Origin of the sequence: Streptomyces flavusporus, from assembly GCF_046267975.1 — a bacterium.
In the GTDB taxonomy this organism is placed as follows: domain Bacteria; phylum Actinomycetota; class Actinomycetes; order Streptomycetales; family Streptomycetaceae; genus Streptomyces; species Streptomyces flavusporus.
The window spans coordinates 1479612-1496618 of the sequence record NZ_CP176503.1 but is presented as its reverse complement, the minus strand read 5'-3'; the positions used below and the strand labels follow the sequence as shown (position 1 = coordinate 1496618).

The 17007-nt window shown below is 72.4% G+C and carries 14 protein-coding genes and 1 pseudogene; 11 read left to right on the top strand and 4 right to left on the bottom strand.

The features are described 5' to 3' along the window. Positions 1-10: 10 nt before the first annotated feature. Positions 11-2233, bottom strand: coding sequence for a competence protein CoiA family protein (locus tag ACKTSN_RS07365; RefSeq protein ID WP_409468346.1), 2223 nt, complete (start codon positions 2231-2233; stop codon positions 11-13). A 545-nt stretch (positions 2234-2778) separates the two neighbouring features. Here ACKTSN_RS07365 and ACKTSN_RS07360 point away from each other — a divergent pair. The 5 genes from ACKTSN_RS07360 to ACKTSN_RS07340 are packed head-to-tail and all read left to right on the top strand — an operon-like array spanning position 2779 to position 8395. Then, the gene (locus ACKTSN_RS07360; RefSeq protein WP_409468345.1) at positions 2779-3264 is read left to right on the top strand and encodes a hypothetical protein; all 486 of its coding nucleotides are present in this window, start codon (positions 2779-2781) and stop codon (positions 3262-3264) included. A gap of 33 nt (positions 3265-3297) precedes the next feature. Then, positions 3298-3834, top strand: a complete 537-nt coding sequence (locus tag ACKTSN_RS07355) for a GNAT family N-acetyltransferase (protein ID WP_409468344.1) — start codon at positions 3298-3300, stop codon at positions 3832-3834. 5 nt (positions 3835-3839) lie between these two features. Next, complete coding sequence (locus tag ACKTSN_RS07350) at positions 3840-5327, top strand: ABC transporter substrate-binding protein (protein ID WP_409474763.1); 1488 nt, start codon at positions 3840-3842, stop codon at positions 5325-5327. A gap of 3 nt (positions 5328-5330) precedes the next feature. After that, a complete protein-coding gene (locus ACKTSN_RS07345; RefSeq protein ID WP_409468343.1) occupies positions 5331-7166 on the top strand; it encodes an ABC transporter permease subunit in 1836 nt (611 codons plus the stop codon). Further along, positions 7163-8395, top strand: coding sequence for an MDR family MFS transporter (locus ACKTSN_RS07340; protein WP_409468342.1), 1233 nt, complete (start codon positions 7163-7165; stop codon positions 8393-8395). The genes ACKTSN_RS07345 and ACKTSN_RS07340 overlap by 4 nt, the downstream gene beginning before the upstream one ends. A gap of 10 nt (positions 8396-8405) precedes the next feature. Here ACKTSN_RS07340 and ACKTSN_RS07335 read toward each other — a convergent pair whose 3' ends face one another. Beyond that, positions 8406-9257: a CDP-alcohol phosphatidyltransferase family protein gene (locus ACKTSN_RS07335; protein WP_409468341.1), complete on the bottom strand. Its 852-nt coding sequence runs from the start codon at positions 9255-9257 to the stop codon at positions 8406-8408. 109 nt (positions 9258-9366) lie between these two features. Here ACKTSN_RS07335 and ACKTSN_RS07330 point away from each other — a divergent pair, with 109 nt between their 5' ends. From ACKTSN_RS07330 to ACKTSN_RS07310, 5 genes and pseudogenes are all read left to right on the top strand, one after another. Further along, a complete protein-coding gene (locus ACKTSN_RS07330) occupies positions 9367-10350 on the top strand; it encodes a zinc-dependent alcohol dehydrogenase (RefSeq protein WP_409468340.1) in 984 nt (327 codons plus the stop codon). Positions 10351-10450: 100 nt separating this feature from the next. Then, positions 10451-10849 (top strand): 6-pyruvoyl trahydropterin synthase family protein, encoded by a 399-nt coding sequence (locus tag ACKTSN_RS07325; protein ID WP_409468339.1) that lies wholly within the window; start codon positions 10451-10453, stop codon positions 10847-10849. Further along, a complete protein-coding gene (locus tag ACKTSN_RS07320; protein ID WP_409468338.1) occupies positions 10846-12027 on the top strand; it encodes a glycosyltransferase family 4 protein in 1182 nt (393 codons plus the stop codon). Before ACKTSN_RS07325 ends, ACKTSN_RS07320 begins: the two co-directional genes overlap by 4 nt. Further along, a complete protein-coding gene (locus ACKTSN_RS07315) occupies positions 12024-13091 on the top strand; it encodes a class I SAM-dependent methyltransferase (RefSeq protein ID WP_409468337.1) in 1068 nt (355 codons plus the stop codon). The genes ACKTSN_RS07320 and ACKTSN_RS07315 overlap by 4 nt, the downstream gene beginning before the upstream one ends. After that, a pseudogene (locus ACKTSN_RS07310) lies at positions 13088-14005 on the top strand (lysylphosphatidylglycerol synthase transmembrane domain-containing protein); the annotation flags it as partial. The gene ACKTSN_RS07315 and the pseudogene ACKTSN_RS07310, both read left to right, overlap by 4 nt. 155 nt (positions 14006-14160) lie before the next feature. Here the strand turns inward: ACKTSN_RS07310 and ACKTSN_RS07305 are convergent. Beyond that, positions 14161-14940 (bottom strand): creatininase family protein, encoded by a 780-nt coding sequence (locus tag ACKTSN_RS07305; protein WP_409468336.1) that lies wholly within the window; start codon positions 14938-14940, stop codon positions 14161-14163. Positions 14941-14981: 41 nt separating this feature from the next. Here ACKTSN_RS07305 and ribA point away from each other — a divergent pair, with 41 nt between their 5' ends. Continuing rightward, positions 14982-15641 carry a GTP cyclohydrolase II gene (gene ribA / locus ACKTSN_RS07300; RefSeq protein ID WP_409468335.1) on the top strand — a complete coding sequence of 220 codons (660 nt, stop codon included), beginning with the start codon at positions 14982-14984 and terminating at the stop codon, positions 15639-15641. Between the two features lie 86 nt (positions 15642-15727). Here the strand turns inward: ribA and ACKTSN_RS07295 are convergent, their stop codons facing one another. Next, a complete protein-coding gene (locus tag ACKTSN_RS07295; protein ID WP_409468334.1) occupies positions 15728-16960 on the bottom strand; it encodes a serine hydrolase domain-containing protein in 1233 nt (410 codons plus the stop codon). Between the last annotated feature and the right edge of the window lie 47 nt (positions 16961-17007).

Genomic DNA, 17007 nt, shown 5'->3' with positions numbered 1-17007 from the left:
GAAGCGGGCGTCACCGTAGTTCGGAGTGCCGCCGCAGGGCCATGTGCCAGTGCATGAACAGTGCCTCAGGCGGGGGAGCCAGCCGGTCCAGGTTGAAGAGGACCTGCCGGTACAGCGGATGCGGCCGGTTGGCGCCGTGCGCGGTGACCAGTGCGGACAGCAGCGGCCTGTCGTCCGGTGTTTCGCGGTCCGCCTCGACCAGTACGGCGACCTTGTCGTCGGGGTGGAGAGCCGCGAGAGGAGCTCCGATCCGCAGAGCCAGTTCACCCCAGGTCGTCGTATGCCCCGCACGCGCGGTCCGGCGTAGCGCGATGCGGACGGCGACTGCGTGGCCGCATATCTCCGACAGCGTGAGGCGCTCGGTGATCCGTGCCAGGTGCTGCCGCCAGCGCGCGATGTCGCGGAGCTCTTCCGCTGCCAGCTCCTCTCCGATCTCTTCGGCGAGTTCCTCGGCGCTCCGAAGAACGCGGCGCAACTGGTCCGGATGGAGGTCGTCTCCCTCGCCGTTGAGCCGATCGACGAGGGCGGACAGGCGCTCCCAGGTCTCGTGCAACTCGTCGCCGCGCCGGTCCACCAGCCAGTCCGTGAGGCTCCGTACGGTCTCATGGGCGTCCGTCGACCAGGCTACCCGTTCCGCCAGGAACAGGTTCTGTTCGAAGGCATCGAGATCACCGGCGTGCCGTGCCTCATGAGTCAGGTCGATCAGCGCGTCGAAGGTCGCGCGGCGGCGAGCGGAGGCAGAATCGGCCCGCCACCAAGTGATCCGGTCCGATGGCTGGCTCCGGGCTTCACGGCTTGGGAGAGACGGTGGGTTCGCCGGGCCGCTCCTGCTGTAGGCCGCGTGGGCGCGGCGGCGCTCGCGGTCCCAAATGCCGAGCAACTCGGCGTCTGAGAAGTCCTTCGTCCAGCCGACTCCGCGCAGCACCTCTCTGAAGAACGGAGCTGGGCCACCGTCCCGCCCCTTGATCAGGGCGGACAGGATGGGCTTACCGGGTGTCCGGGGCTGCTCGACCTGGACGAGCAGCTGCCGCCACCGCTCCACGGGGAGTTCATGGTCGTGGAGGGATGCTTGCCTGCACAGCGTTGCCATGGTCACGATGTTCTTGCTCCGCGCTGTGTTTTCCAGCGTCGCGCGGAAGGACCTGACGAGGTTGGCGTCGGGGGGAAGCGGCTGTTCCTGGGGCGACGGGTCGTGAGTGTCGGCGGTAGGCGGGCCGATGTCCGTTTTTCGCTGGGCAGTGATGTCGGCCGGGATGCGGTGCAGCGCCCCGGCCTCGATCAGCCAAGTGCCATCGCTGTTGAGGGAGAGGGTGGCGCCCATGGGCAGGTACGCGTGATGGACGTCGGGCGTTTCCGCGTGGGCAGGGAGGGACAGGCGGGCGTTGACGCGTACGGAGATGTCGAAGAAGCGGTGTGTGTCGGTGGCGTGGGACAGCGCGGCGTCAGTGATGAGGACGGAGGCCGGGGTGAGCGGTAGGGCGGACGCGGGAAGGGCCGGCGTTGCCGGGACGGCGTGGCGCGGAACGATGCCGCTCGGCGTGTGGAGGAGGCTCGGGGTGACGATGCCTTCGGGCGTGAGAGAGCATTCGGACAGAGACGTCCATTCCACGGGCCGGTCCGGAAACTGGGTTCCGATCTCCACCTCGCGGGTCGCACCCAGTGACCGGCACTGCACCCGGAGGGCGTAACCCTGCCGATCGAGCTGCCAGTTGGCGAGGAGACTGTCGGGTCCGAACAACCAGTCGAGGCCGGCGTGCCGGGCCCGGAGCTCCGCGTCGGACTCCTCCCACTCCCGCTTGGATCGCCGGGCGAGCTGAACACGTACCAGTCGGCGCCCTGCCTCGTACGACACGTCGATGACGTCACGGACTTGATGGCCCTGGGGCTTGTACACGGGCTGAACCGCCCGCTGTTTCTGCCGCTTCAGCCAGTCGGCGATGGCCCGTCCGATGTAGAGGTGGTCGGCGCTGGCCTCGTCTCCCTCCGTGCGGCGGCAGTTGACTGCTGCCGACACATGGGCAAAGTGGCACTTGCGGTCCCGGTACTGCTTCGGGGACAGCCTCTGGCCACAGCCGCCGAGGAGCGTTCCGCAGAAGAAGGCGCGTTGGGGGTAGCGGGAGATGAACGCGCCGAATTCGTCGGCGTCCATGGGGAGGTACACCGGCAGGTCCGATCCGGCGTGCCCGGAGACGGCGGTCTGGACCTTGCGGGTGTCTTCTTCTGCGTTCGGCATGGGGTAGCTCCGGGCGGGGCGGATCGTACGTGCAGGGCGGGCGGCGTGGGGCCCGAGGTCGTTGGCCAGGGCGGCTCGCTCGACGTGGCGACCTTGACGGGCACGACAACGTGGGCTCGCTCAGCGGGCTGGGTGTCAGGGGCCTTGGCTCGGGTGGTGAGCGTGGCGTGCCCCAGACGTGAGTTGCACGTGCATGCAGAAGGCGACCAGCGGGATTGTGAAAAGGTTGCACGGAGCTGCGGGGAAAATGTGCTTCCCCGGCTAAAGCCGGAGCCGTCGGGCCGCGGAACGGTAGTCCGATTGCCGGCATCGCTGCCCGCTGTCAGGCTCCTGCCCATGCCAACTTTCACGGCTCCCGACGGCACCACCCTCGCGCCGGCGAGTACGACGTGGCGGCACCGCCACGGGTGATGGCGGAGTACGCGGGGCTGTTTCCGGAGGCGGAGGCGGAGGCGGTGGTGCAGTCGGGGGCCTGCGGATCCAGTCTCCGCTCCCGGCGTCCCACCCCATGTCCCGCCACGTGCCGCCTCGTTGTCCTCCCCGCCGTGCTGCTCGCCACTGCGGGCTGCGGCGACGGCACGTCCGGCGCGGACGACGATGGACCGTCTGCGTCACCTCGGACCCAGTCCTCATCCCCGTCCCCGTCCAGCGCGACCCCGCGGCCCAGCCGCGGTCCGGTCAGCCCCGTCGGCGACTGGACGCTGAGCCACAGCGATGCCGGCTCCGTCTTCTACGTCCTGACCGTCGAGAAGAACCGGGACCTCAGCACGCTGGGCCGCCCCCGGGGCGGGATGAGCGAGAGCGGAACCGACCTCTGCTTCGGAGACCTCACCGCCGGGCCGGACCCCTACAAGGTGAAGATCACGTGCCTCAACACGGAGGACCTGAAACCGGGGCGCCCGAAGACCGACGTGTTCGAAGGCACGGCCGTCATCTCCGCGGACCCGATCGGTGGCGAGGACACGTTCGTGATCACATGGAATGACGGAGCGACGGACTACCTCACGAAGATGGGCAACGACGACTGGTGATCATGCCCCGAACATAATGCATATGATGTGCAAGTGCGTGACTACTGCATCAGGACCGCGGAACCGGAAGACCTCGACGGCGCCCGAGCCGTCATGCTCGACACCGTCTACCGCGACTTCGGGACCGGATACGTGCCCCGCTGGCACGGCGACATCATCGACCCGGCCGCCGCCTATCTCGTCCCCGCCCGCCACACCCTCCTCGTCGCGGTGGACCAGAGCGACGGCAGCGTGGTCGCCACCGCCGCCCTCGACTCCCGTGGCCCGGCCTCTCCGCCCAACCCACGGGACGTCGCCGAGCGCTTCCCCCCCGGCGAGACCGCGCAGCTGCGCCGCGTGTACGTGCGCCCCGAGCACCGCCGCCGCGGGCTCGCCCGGCGGCTCGTGGACGCATTGGTCGCCTTCGCCGAGGCCGACGGCGGATACCGCTCCGCGTATCTGCACACCGACCCTGCCGTGCCGGGCGCCGAAGGCTTCTGGCGGTCGTGCGCCAAGATGGTGCACGACGAGCGGGAGGATCCCGGCGGCGGACAGGGGATCGTGCACTTCGAGATACCCCTGGGGCGGTGACACGCGTGCGCTCCTCCCGACTGCTCGCCTCCGTGCTGCTCATACCGCTGCTCGCCGGATGCTTCGCCTCCGACGGCGACACCGGCACCTCCGGTGACAACAAGGACGGCTCACGGCTCCGTGTCGCCCTCGCCTTCCCGCCCGCCGAGAACCTCTCCCCGTACGGCGCCGACGCCACCATCCTGAGCCGGCTCGGCGTCACCGAGGGCCTGACCGCCCTGGACGCCAACGGTGCCGCGGCGCCCGCCCTCGCCGCATCCTGGCAGCGCGAGGACAACCGGACCTGGCTGTTCACCCTGCGCGAGGCCACCTTCCAGGACGGCACCGACGTCACCGCGAAGGCGGTCGCCGCCTCCCTCACCGAGGCCACCGAGGCCAAGCCCGAGCCCGCCGCCCTTTCCGGCGTCACCCTCACCGCGAAGGCCGAGGGGAGAAGTGCCGTACGGATCACCACCGGTGATCCCGATCCCGTGCTGCCGCTGCGGCTCGCCAGTCCCAGCCTCGCGATTCTCGCGGCGAAGGCGTACGACGAGAAGGACCGGGTCGACCTCGCCGGCACCGCCACCGGGCCCTTCGAGCTCACCAAGGCCGGCAGCAGCTCCGCCACCCTCGACCGCTACGACGACTACTGGGGCGGTCGCGCCCAGGCGTCCGGCATCGACGCGAAGTTCATCGCCGACGGCACCGCCCGCACCGCCGCCCTGCGCACCGGTGACGTCGACCTCGCCGAGGCGGTGCCCGTCGCGCAGGCCGCGAGCCTCGACGAGGACACCCGCCGGGAGACCGCGACCACCCGCACCACGAGCCTGCTGCTCAACAGCAAGTCCGGTGTCTTCAAGGACGCGAAGCTGCGGGCCGCCGCGCGTGCCGCCGTCGACACCTCCGCGCTCGCCGACGGCGTCCACGAGGGGCACGCCGATGCCGGCGTCGGCATCTACGGGCCCGCCGTGACCTGGGCCGAGGGCAAGCGGCAGCAGCCCGTGGGGCGGGCGCGGGCCGCGCAGCCCGACGGCACGTCGATCACTCTTGCCACGTACGACAACCGGCCCGAACTGCCGGAGGTCGCCCAGGTGCTGAAACAGCAGCTGGAGAAGGCCGGGTTCAAGGTGACGCTGGAGGTGCGCGAGTACTCGCGGATCGAGAGCGACGCGCTGGCCGGCAAGTTCGACGCCTTCGTGCTCGCGCGCAACAGCCTGGTCGACACCGGCGACCCCGTCGCCGTCCTCGCCGGCGACTACACCTGCGACGGCGGCTACAACCTGGCGCTGCTGTGCGACAGGAACGTCGACCGGGCCGTCGCCCAGGCCGAGGTCACCTCCGACACCGCCAAGCGGCAGGACGCCGTCATGGCCGCCGAGGCGCGGATCCTCGGCACCGACGCCGTGGTGCCGCTGGTCCACCAGCGGGTCATCACCGGTGTGGGCGCCGACGTCCGTGGCGCGCTCCTCGACCCGTACGAGCGCACCCTCGTCGGCACGGGGACGCGGCGCTGAACGATGCTCCACCACCGACGGGCGGTCACGTTGCTGTGGCGGGCCGCCCTCGCCGCCGCCCTCGTGTGCGCCATCGGCCTGCTGCCGTGGCTCGCGCACACCGACCCGGCGCTCACCGTGCTCAAGGCGCGCTCGGTCGACCGTGAGCCCACGCCCGAGGTGCTGGCGGACATCCGCGCGCAACTCGGGCTCGACGCCGGTCCGTTGCACCTGCTCGGGCAGTGGCTGGCGGGGTTGCCGCGGGGGGACGCCGGGCGGTCCTGGCTGTCCGGTACCGAGGTCATGCCCGCCGTGCTCGAGGCGCTCGGTGTGTCCCTGCTGCTGACGGCGGTGGCGCTGGTCGTCGCGGTGGTCACCGCGGGGCTCGTGTGCGCCCGCACCCTGTGGCTCGGTTCGCGCCGCCGGCTCGGTGGGCGCCGGGCGGGCGGCGGGTCGGCGGTCCTTGCCGCGCTGCCCGAGTTCCTCGCCGCGTCCGTGCTCGCCACCGTCGTAGGAGTGCAGCTCGGGTGGCTGCCCGCGCTCGGCTGGTACGGGCCGCAGTGGACGGTGTTGCCCGGGCTGGCCCTCGGGTTGCCCGCCGGGGCCGTGCTCGGGCGGATGCTCGACGACCTGCTGCCCGGTGCCTTCGCCGAGCCATGGGCGCTGGCCGCGGCGGCGCGCGGGCTGCCGCGGCGGAGCATCGCACGTCAGGCGGTGCGCCGGTGTGCGCCCGCACTGCTGCCGAACGCCGGGCTGTTCGTCGTCGGCCTCACCGGCGGTGCCGTCGCCGTGGAGCAGATCTTCGACATTCCCGGCCTCGGTCGCACCACGCTCCAGGCCGCCCTCGCCCAGGACCTGCCCGTCCTCCAGGCCGGCACCCTGGCCCTCCTGCTGGTCGCGGCGGCGGCCACCGGACTGGCCCGGCTCGCCGCGCGACTGCTGATCGGACCCGCCCTGAGCGACGGTGCCCTGCCCACCCTGCACCGGCCCACCCCGCCCGCGCGCCGCATCCTGCCCCTCGTCCACGCCACCGTACTGCTCGGCGTCATCGCCGCCGGACTGCCCCGCGACCCGCTCGCCCTCGACACCACCGAGCGCCTCCAACCGCCCTCCTGGACACACCCGTTCGGCACCGACTCGCTGGGCCGGGACATGCTCGCCCGGATCGGTCACGGCGCCCTGGACACCCTGCTGCTCGCCCTCGCCATCACCGTCGTCGCCCTGTTCACCGGCGTGCTGCTCGGGCTGGTGCCCCGCCTTTCCGGGCCCCTCGTCGACACCGTCAACGCCGTACCGGCCGTCCTGGGCGCCCTCCTCGTCACCGCCGTGGTGGGCCGCGGAACGGCCACGCCCGCGCTCGCGGTGAGCGTCGTCGCCTGGGCGCCGCTCGCCGCGCACACCTCCTCGCTGCTGCTCCAGGAGCGCGCCGCCGTGCACATCACCGCCACCCGTGCGCTGGGCGCCGGCCGCTGGTACCTGCTGCGCCACGAGCTGCTGCCCGCCGTCCTGCCGCCCGTCACCCGTCATGCCCTGCTGCGGCTGCCCGGTGTCGCACTCTCCCTGGCCTCACTCGCCTTCCTCGGCCTCGGCGCCCAGCCGCCGTCCCCGGAGTGGGGCCTGCTGCTCGCCGAGAACCAGCCCTACGCCGAGCGCGCCCCCTGGGCCGTCCTGGCCCCCGCCGCCGTCCTCGCCCTTCTCGGCGCGCTCGCCGTGACCGCGGCGAGCGGAGCGAGATGGGGGTCCCCCCGGCCGAAGGCTGGGGGAGGAGTGCGATGGCGGCCCCGCCGTACGGCCGCGGTCGGCGCCGAACATCGGCGGGTCACCAAGGAGTTGGCCGCCGCCGGAACGGAGACCCGATGACCGCCCTGTCCGCCCCCCGCGTTCGACGGTCAGTGGAGCGCCCCCGCCTGTCGCCGCTCCTGCGGCTGCTGATCCTCACCCAACTCGCCTTCAACATCGGCTTCTACGCCGTCCTGCCCTTCCTGTCCGAACACCTCGGACAGGCGATCGGCATGGCGGGCTGGCTGGTCGGATTCGTGCTCGGGCTCAGGACGTTCAGCCAGCAGGGGCTGTTCGTGGTCGGCGGGGCGCTCGCCGACCGGTACGGCATCCGGCCGGTCGTGCTCGCCGGCTGCGCGTTGCGGATCGCCGGGTTCACCTGGCTCGGACACGCCGAGCAGACCTGGTCGGTGATCGGCGCGGTCCTGCTGATCGGCTTCGCCGCGGCCCTGTTCTCGCCCGCCGTGGAATCGGAGGTCGCCCGGCAGGCGGTGCTCTGGGAGGAGGAGAGCGGGGGCTCGCGCACCCGGGTGCTGGCGCTGTTCACCGTGGCCGGTCAGGCCGGTGCGTTCGTCGGCCCGCTGCTCGGCGCGCTGCTGCTCGCGGTGGACTTCCGTACGGCGTGCCTCGCCGGTGCGGGGGTCTTCGTGCTGGTCCTCGCCGGGCACGCGTGGCTGCTGCCGCAGCGGATCCCCGGGCGGGAGCGCGTCCGGGCGAAGGGCGGGCTTCGGGCGCTGCTGCGCAACCGGCGCTTCCTGGCGCTGTGCTGCGCCTACGGTGCCTACCTTCTGGCGTACAACCAGCTCTATCTCGCCCTGCCCGACGAGGTGGAGCGCGCCACGGGTTCGCAGGCGTCGCTGGCCTGGCTGTTCGCGCTGTCCTCGCTGCTGGTCGTGACCGCCCAACTGCCCGTCACCCGCTGGGTGGGCGACCGGCTCGCCCTGCGCCGCTCCATGGCGGTCGGACTGCTGCTGATCGCCGCCGGGTTCGCCGTCGTCGCGGTGGCGCGGCCCGCCGGGTGGAGCGGTACGGCGGGGCTGGTGCCCGCGGCCGGATTCGTCGTGCTGCTCACCGTCGGGCAGATGCTCGTCGCGCCCGCGGCCCGGGCCTGGGTACCGGACCTCGCGGAGGACGGCCGGCTCGGTCTGTACACCGGGGCACTGTCCTCGGTCTCCGGCCTGATCGTCCTGGTCGGCAGCGCGGCCACCGGCTCACTGCTCGACGCGGGTCTGCCGTCGGCCGTGCCGTGGCTGGCGCTGGCTGCCATACCGGCAGCGGCGGTCTGGCTGCTGCCGCGCCGGGCGACCTGAATGACGGCCGTCACCCGGCGACGGGCTCCAGCACCTTCTCGGAAACGTCGAGGGACGGGGCCGTGTCGGCGGGGGCGGCGCCCTCGAAGCGGGCGCCCGTCCCAGTGGACGTCGCCTCGCCCGCAACCTTCACGGCCGCGTCCTGCTGCCCCCGCGACGTCCGCCACAGCCACAGCACGTCCCGTCCGAACGACCACACCAGCAGGCCCAGCGCCACCGCCACCACCCCGGCATTCGCCAGGAGGGGCAGCAGGTCCGCGGCGGCGACCAGCAGGAGCACGCCCTGCAGCGCGGCCACCGTCTTGCGGGCCGTGCTCGGCGGCAGCGGGGCGTTGAGCCACGGCAGGACACGGGCCGCGGCGACGAAGACGTACCGCATGCCGCCGATCAGCAGCACCCACGGACCCAGCGACATCGACACGTACACACTCAGCACCAGGATCAGAAACGCGTCGACCTCCATGTCGAACCGCGCCCCCAGCGCCGACGACGTGCCCGTGCGCCGGGCGACCTTGCCGTCCACGCCGTCCAGGATGAGCGCCACCGCCGTCAGGCCGACGAACAGCGTGACCGGCGGTGAGCTCTGGAAGGAGTCCGCGACCAGCGCGGTCACCGCGCCGACCAGGATCGCGCGCCCGAGCGTGACCCGGTTGGCCGGGCCGAAGGACCGCAGCCGTGACCGGTGCAGGGCCCGCGAGAGCACCGCCCAGGTGGCGATCGCGAAGGCGAGGCCGGTCAGCCAGCCCGCCGGTCCCATGCCGATCGCCGTGCCCAGCAGGGCCAGCAACAGGACCTGCAGGCCCGCGCCCACGGCGGTCTCCTGCTGGACCAGCCTCGCGTCGTAAGTGTTGTTCAGGGCCACCGAACATCCTCCGGCCGTGTGACAGAGTCGATCAACGCCGCGTACTGTGCGCGGCCTGTGCACACCTCGGTACGTGAACAACTTCCCGATCGTTCAGGAGGACCCGCCGATGACCCGCACCGCACGTGCGTTCTGGCTCCGCTCGCCAGGTCAGGGCGAGATACGGGACGTGGATCTTCCGGATCCCGCCGAGGACGAGGTGCTGGTCCGCAGCCTGTGGTCCGGGGTGAGCCGCGGCACGGAGACGCTGGTCTTCCGCGGCGGGGTGCCGGAGAGCCAGTACGAGGCCATGCGGGCGCCGTTCCAGGAGGGCGACTTCCCCGGCCCGGTCAAGTACGGCTACCTCAACGTCGGCCTCGTGGAGGAGGGACCGGCACACCTGGTCGGCCGTACCGTCTTCTGCCTCTACCCGCACCAGACGCGGTACGTCGCCCCCGCCGCCGCCGTGACACCCGTACCGGACTCCGTCCCCGCCGAACGGGCCGTCCTCGCCGGCACCGTGGAGACCGCCGTCAACGCGCTGTGGGACGCGGCGCCCCTGGTCGGCGACCGGATCGCGGTGGTCGGCGGCGGCATGGTCGGCTGCTCGGTGGCCGCGCTGCTGGCCCGGTTCCCCGGCGTGCGCGTCCAGTTGGTCGACGCCGACCCCGGCAGAGCCAAGGTCGCCGAGGCGCTCGGCGTCGACTTCGCGTCACCCGACGACGCGCTCGGCGAGTGCGACCTCGTCGTCCACGCCAGCGCGACGGAACAGGGACTCGCCCGTTCCCTGGAACTCCTCACCGCCGAAGGCACGGTCATCGAACTGAGCTGGTACGGCGACCGGCGGGTGAGTCTCCCGCTCGGCGAGGCCTTCCACTCCCGGCGCCTGGTCGTCCGCAGCAGCCAGGTCGGCACCGTGTCCCCGGCCCGCCGCGGCAGCCGCACCTACGCCGACCGGCTCGCCCTCGCCCTCGACCTGCTCGCCGACCCGGCCCTCGACGCCCTCGTCACCGGGGAGAGCGCCTTCGACGAACTCCCGGACGTGCTGCCCCGGCTCGCCTCCGGGGAGATTCCCGCGCTGTGCCACCGGGTGCGGTACGAGGACCTCGCCTAATGCGAGCCTGACCTCAGAAAAGACGTACGAGCCGCTGAACAAGGGAAGGACAGCAGCCGTACTACTCGGCATCCATCCCCCGCACCTGGAGGGTCGTCCGTTGTTCAGTGTCACCGTCCGCGATCACATCATGATCGCCCACAGCTTCCGCGGCGAGGTCTTCGGGCCCGCGCAGCGCCTGCACGGAGCGACGTTCCTGGTGGACGCAACGTTCCGGCGCGAGCAGCTGGACGACGACAACATCGTCGTCGACATCGGACTGGCCACGCGGGAACTCGGCGCCGTCGTCGCCGAGCTGAACTACCGCAACCTCGACAACGAACCCGACTTCGCCGGGATCAACACCTCCACCGAGTTCCTGGCGAAGGTCATCGCCGACCGGCTCGCCGAACGGATCGAGAAGGGTGCGCTGGGCGAGGGCGCCAAGGGACTGGCGGGCATCACGGTCACCCTGCACGAGTCGCATGTCGCCTGGGCGAGTTACGAGCGTGCCCTGTGACCGACACGACCATGGAGCAGTCGCCCCTCGCCTTCGTCCCCGCACAGCCCGCCGCCCCGAAGATCGGCGAGATCATCCCCATGTCCCTGCGTACCGTGCACTTCGTCATGCCGGGCGGCGTGGACGACCCGGCCACTCCGAGCGGCGGCAACGCCTATGACCGGCGGGTCTGTCTGGACCTGCCCGGCTTCGGCTGGCAGGTCCGCAAGGCGGTGGTCGACGGGGCGTGGCCCCGGCCGGGGGCCGAGGCTCGTACGGAACTCGCCCGAAGACTGGGGGAGTTGCCGGACGGTTCGGTCGTGCTCCTCGACGGGCTGGTCGCCTGCGGCGTCCCCGAGATCGTCGTCCCCGAGGCCGAACGGCTGCGCCTCGCCGTCCTCGTCCACCTCCCCCTCGGCGACGAGACCGGCCTCGCGCCCGCCGTGGCCGCCGAGCTGGACGCCAGGGAACGTACGGTCCTCAGGGCCGTCGATGCGGTGATCGCCACCAGCGACTGGGCGGTCCGCCGGATCGTCGCCCACCACGGCCTCGCCCCCGACCGCGTCCATGTCGCCGCACCCGGCGCCGACATCGCGCCCCTCGCTTCCGGCACCGATGGCGTCTCCCGACTGCTGTGTGTCGCCGCGGTCACCCCGCGCAAGGGACAGCACCGGCTCGTCGAGGCGCTCGCCGCGGTGACCGACCTGCCGTGGAGCTGCGTGTGCGTGGGCGGACTCGGCCAGGACCCGGAGTACGTCGCGCAGTTGAGGGCGCTGATCAGGAAGTACGGCCTGGAGGATCGTTTCCACCTCGCGGGCCCCCAGGCCGGCGCCGCACTCGACGCCAGCTATGCCACCGCCGACCTCATGGTTCTCGCCTCCTACGCCGAGACCTACGGCATGGCGGTCACGGAGGCCCTCGCGCGCGGTATCCCGGTGCTGGCCACGGACGTCGGCGGGCTTCCCGAGGCGGTCGGCCGCGCCCCCGACGGCGGCGTGCCCGGGATCCTCGTGCCACCGGAGGATCCGGCGGCCCTCGCCGCCGAGTTGCGCGGCTGGTTCGGCGAGCCCGACGTACGGCGCCGCCTGAAGTCCGCCGCCCGCAGCCGTCGTGCCGCACTCGACGGCTGGGCGACCACGGCGAAGAACCTGGCCGGCGTACTGGGCCGGCTCCCGAACGAACCCCGGAGGGCAGCATGAGGAGCACGCCGACGGCTGCGCAGGGGGCCGCCGCGAGGATCCCGGCCCAGCCGGGACCGCGGGGCGAGGACAGCGGGGGGAGTGCGCAGGCAGCTCCGGCCGCAGGGGAGGCCGACCCTCAGGACGGGCCCGTTGCTGCGGCTCCCGGCGAGGCCGTCAGTGCCGGTGCCGGTCCCGTGTCGCGCCCCGGTGAACGGGCCACCGTGCGGTTGCGTGACGCCGATCCCGACGAGCCGCCCCGGTACGCGCCCGAGTGGCTGGAGCTGCGGGAGGGGGCCGACGCGGCCGCGCGGGCGCCCGAACTGCTCGACCCCCTGCGCATCCGGCTCGCCAACCTGCCGCGACGGGTGGACGGGTTCGTCGTGCACGACCTGGGCTGCGGCACCGGCTCGATGGGCCGTTGGCTCGCCCCCCGGCTGGACGGCGCCCAGCACTGGATCCTCCACGACCGCGACCCCTACCTCCTGCACTTCGCCGCCGTCGGCTCCCCGCGTTCCGCCGCCGACGGCAGCCGGGTCACCGTCGAGACGCGGCGCGGTGACGTCGCCCGCCTCACTCCGGACGCCCTGGCCGGCGCGTCCCTGGTGACGGCGTCCGCGCTGCTCGACGTCCTCACCCGGGAGGAGGTCGACACCCTCGCCGCCGCCTGCGCCGGGGCCGGCTGCCCGGCACTGCTGACGCTGTCCGTGGTCGGCCGCGTCGACCTGACGCCGGGCGACCCGCTCGACGCGGAGATCACCGAGGCGTTCAACGCCCACCAGCGCCGCGGCGGCCTGCTCGGCCCGGACGCGGTCACGGTGGCGTGCGAGGCGTTCGCCGACCACGGGGCGACCGTACGGGTGCAGCCCAGCCCGTGGAAGCTCGGCCCGGACGAGTCCAAGCTCACGGCGCAGTGGCTGCGCGGCTGGGTCGGCGCGGCGGTCGAACAACGCCCGGAACTGGCGGCGCGCGCCCAGAAGTACCTGGCGGCCCGCCTGGCCGCCTGCGCCGCGGGCGAGTTGCGCGTCGTCGTCCACCACAGCGACCTCCTGGCGCTGGCCCGGCCGACGGGCGGAGCGTCATGAGCGCGCGGACGGCGCAGGCGGGCACGCTGCGGATGCCCAGGCCCGGTACGGCGAGGCCGCTCCAGGGTGGTCCCGCGGTGACCCCTCGCCCGTCCGACCGCCCCCGCCGCGGGCGTGCCCTGCGTGCCCACCTCGGCACGATCGCCGGTGTCGTCATCCTCGCCGTCCTGTTGTGGCGCCTCGGTACCGGTGTCTTCCTGGACGGGCTGCGGCGGATCGATGCGTTCACGCTGGTCGCGGCGGTCGGGATCGGCGTGGTCACCACCGTGTTCAGCGCCTGGCGCTGGCAGTTGGTGGCCCGGGGGCTGCGGATCCGGCTGCCGTTCGGGCCGGCCGTCGCCGACTACTACCGTGCGCTGTTCCTGAACGCCGCCCTGCCCGGCGGCGTCCTCGGCGATGTGCACCGCGCCGTACGGCACGGGCGGAGCGCCGGTGATCTGGCCCGCGGCGTGCGCTCGGTGGTTCTTGAACGGACCGCCGGTCAGGCCGTGCTGGCCGTGGCGGGTGTGGCCGTCCTGCTGACGGTCCCGTCCCCGGTCATGGCCGGGGCCCGGCACGTCGCCGTGCTGCTGGCGTTCGCCGCGCTGGGCGCGCTCGCGATCGTGCTCGCCCTGCGCATGAACCGGACGTCCGCGACCCGTCGGCGTGCCCTTCTCGACGAGGCACGTGAGGCCCTGCTGTCCCGCCGCAACGGCCCGGGCGTTGTCGGTTCGTCCTTCGTCGTCCTCGCCGGCCATGTCGCGATGTTCCTGCTCGCCGCCCGGGTCGCCGGAACGTCCGCCTCCGTGACCGTGCTGCTGCCGCTCGCGGTGCTTGCGCTGCTGGCGATGAGCCTGCCGCTCAACGTCGGCGGATGGGGCCCGAGGGAGGGCGTCACCGCCTGGGCGTTCGGCGCCGCAGGGCTGGGCGCGGGCAACGGACTGGCCGTCGCCGTCGTGTACGGGGTGCTGAGCTTCGTGGCGAGTCTGCCGGGCGCCCTCGTCCTGGTCGCCCGCTGGTACGCGGGCCTGCGCGCCGGTTCCGCGACCGTCGTAGCGGACGCGGAACCGGGCCACGCACCCGGCGGCGACTACCCGCGCTCGCCCCCCGCCGGGGCCGATGGCGAGGTGAGCACCTTGAAATACGCGCCGAACGACTCGGCCAGACTCGCCAGCAGCTCCTTCCCCTTTTCCGCGGCTCCGAGTGAAGGACGGCCTATGACGCCCGAATCGGTATATGCGGACATGCCCAGGGTGAGCAGCTGGCGCCGGTCGTCCGCGACGAAATCGGCGCTCTCATAACCGGGCCGGACCAATTCCGGATGAGTGTGCAGAAGGATGGAGGTCTCAATTTCCCCCGCGTGCATGTCGGTGAGCAGCGAGGTCCGCACCCCGGCCCGCTCCCTTGCCGCCTCCCAGTCCTCCGCGGCCGGGAACAGCGCCATGGTCTCGCCCCGCGCGGAGGACTCCTGAACGACGTTGCCCAGGACGTAGTTTCCGCCGTGCCCGTTGACCAGGACCAGGGCCTCGACGCCCGACCGGCGGAGCGACGCCGCCATGTCCCGTACCACCGCATGAAGGGTCACTGAGGAGATGCTGACGGTCCCCGGCCAGGCCGCGTGCTCGTGCGAGCAGGAGACCGTCACCGGAGGGAGGAGGTGTACCGGGTACGCGTCGGCGATCTCCCGGGCGATCGCGCAGGCGACGAGCGTGTCGGTCGCCAGTGGAAGGAACGGACCGTGCTGCTCGAAGCTGCCGACGGGAAGGACGGCGACCTGTCGTGAAACACCGGCTCCGCGCGCGCGTACGTCCTCCGTGGTGTCGGACGGCACCAGAGCATGTGTCACCGACCGCGTTCCCGAACCACTCATCTTTTCACGGCCTTTCGTCTCTGCTTAGGAACTCGAGAATCATGACAGAAAACCTTGGCGTAATCGGCAAGAAGTCATCGCAGCGCACGGGGGTGGAACGCGTCGTGAATGCCCCCCTGCCCACCGTGTACGGCGAATTCAGCGCGGTCGGCTATCTGGACCACGACCGCGGTGAAGAGCAAGTGGCCCTGGTCTACGGCGACATCGGCACCGAAGACGTCCTCACCCGACTGCACTCGGAGTGCCTGACCGGGGACGCCTTCGGCTCGCAGCACTGCGAGTGCGGCGACCAGCTGGCCTCGGCGCTGCGTGCCGTCGTCGCCGAGGGACGCGGCATCGTCGTCTACCTCAGAGGGCACGAGGGCCGCGGTATCGGACTGCTCGCCAAGCTGCGCGCGATGGCCCTGCAGGCGGAGGGCCTGGACACCGTCGAGGCCAACCTCGCCCTCGGCCTGCCGGTGGACGCCCGCGACTACGGTGTCGCCGCCGAGATCCTGCGCGACCTGGGTGTGCGTTCGGTGCGCCTGATGTCCAACAACCCGCGCAAGCGGGAGGCGTTGCTGCGGCACGGCATCCAGGTCGCCGAGGAAGTTCCGCTGCTGATCCCGCCGTGCGAGAACAACATCACGTATCTGCGGACGAAGCGGGAGCGACTGGACCATCATCTGCCGCACCTCGACGCGGTGGCGCACTGGTCCTGAGCCGGCGCGGCACGCGTCCTGACGGGAGACCGCCCCGGCGTCCGGGCCGGGGCGACCCGCCGGGGGCTGCTCACGTGCTGAAACGGTCAGTCCGTCACCGCGTCGTGGACCAGCTGCTTGAGGCCCCGGAACATCGTGTGCGAGGTGCGCGGGCGCACCTGCGTCAGGAACTGCACGGTCAGGTCGCGGGTCGGGTCGACCCAGAACGTCGTGGTCGCCACGCCGCTCCAGCCGTACGTGCCGAGCCCGGCGGGCGCGATCGTACGGTCGGGGTCGATCACCACGGACACGCCGAAGCCGAAGCCGACCCCGTCGTTGCCGGGCTCGTCGTGGGCCGGGCGGCTGCCGAAGGCGCGCAGGTCGGCACCGCCGGGGAGGTGGTTGGTGATCATCAGGTCGACGGTCTCGGGTGCGAGGAGCCGGGTGCCGTCGAGCTCGCCGCGGCGGCGCAGCAGCTCCGTGAAACGGTGCACGTCGTACGCGCCGGCCACCATGCCGCCGCTGCCCGACAGGAACCGCGGCCGCCCGTGCAGCGGCAGTCCGGGGATCGGCTCGATTCCGGTGCCGTCCTCCTTCTCCCCGTACAACTCGGCCAGCCGGCCCGCCTGTTCGCCGGTGACCTCGAATCCGGCGTCCGGCATCCCCAGCGGGCCGAAGATCCGCTCCGCGAAGAACACGTCCAGCGGCTGCCCGGACACCACCTCGATGACCCGGCCGAGGACGTTGCTGGCCACCGAGTAGTTCCACTGCGTGCCCGGTTCGAACTGCAGCGGCAGGCTCGCGTACACGTCGATCGTCTCGGCGAGGTTCGCGCCCGGCGGCACCGAGGACTCCAGACCGGCCTCGCGGTAGAGGGCGTCGACGGGGTGGGTGTGGTAGAAGCCGAAGGTCAGGCCCGAGGTGTGGGTCATCAGATGCCGGACGAGTATGGGCCCGGCGGCGGGGCGAGTTCTGGTCTCTGTACCGGAGCCGCTCTCGTACACCCGCGCGTCGGCGAAGGCGGGGAGGTGACGGGCGACCGGGTCGTCGAGCGACAGCCGCCCCTCCTCCACCAGCAGCAGCGCCGCGACCGCGGTGACCGGCTTGGTCATGGAGTAGATCCGCCAGAGCGTGTCGGGCTCGACGGGGAGTCCGGCGGCGATGTCGCGGCGGCCGTGCGTGGTGAGGTGGGCGACCCGGCCGCCGCGGGCCACGCAGACGAGGAAGCCGGGCAGTCGGCCCTCGTCGACGTAGTGGGCGAAGTGCTGGTCGAGGCGGTCCAGTGCCTTCGGATCCAGTCCGGCCTCGCCCGGGTCGACCTCTTGCCGCAACTGTGCCATCGCTCGCCTCCGGGTCCGTCGAGTGCGATCGGGATACCCCGCCCACG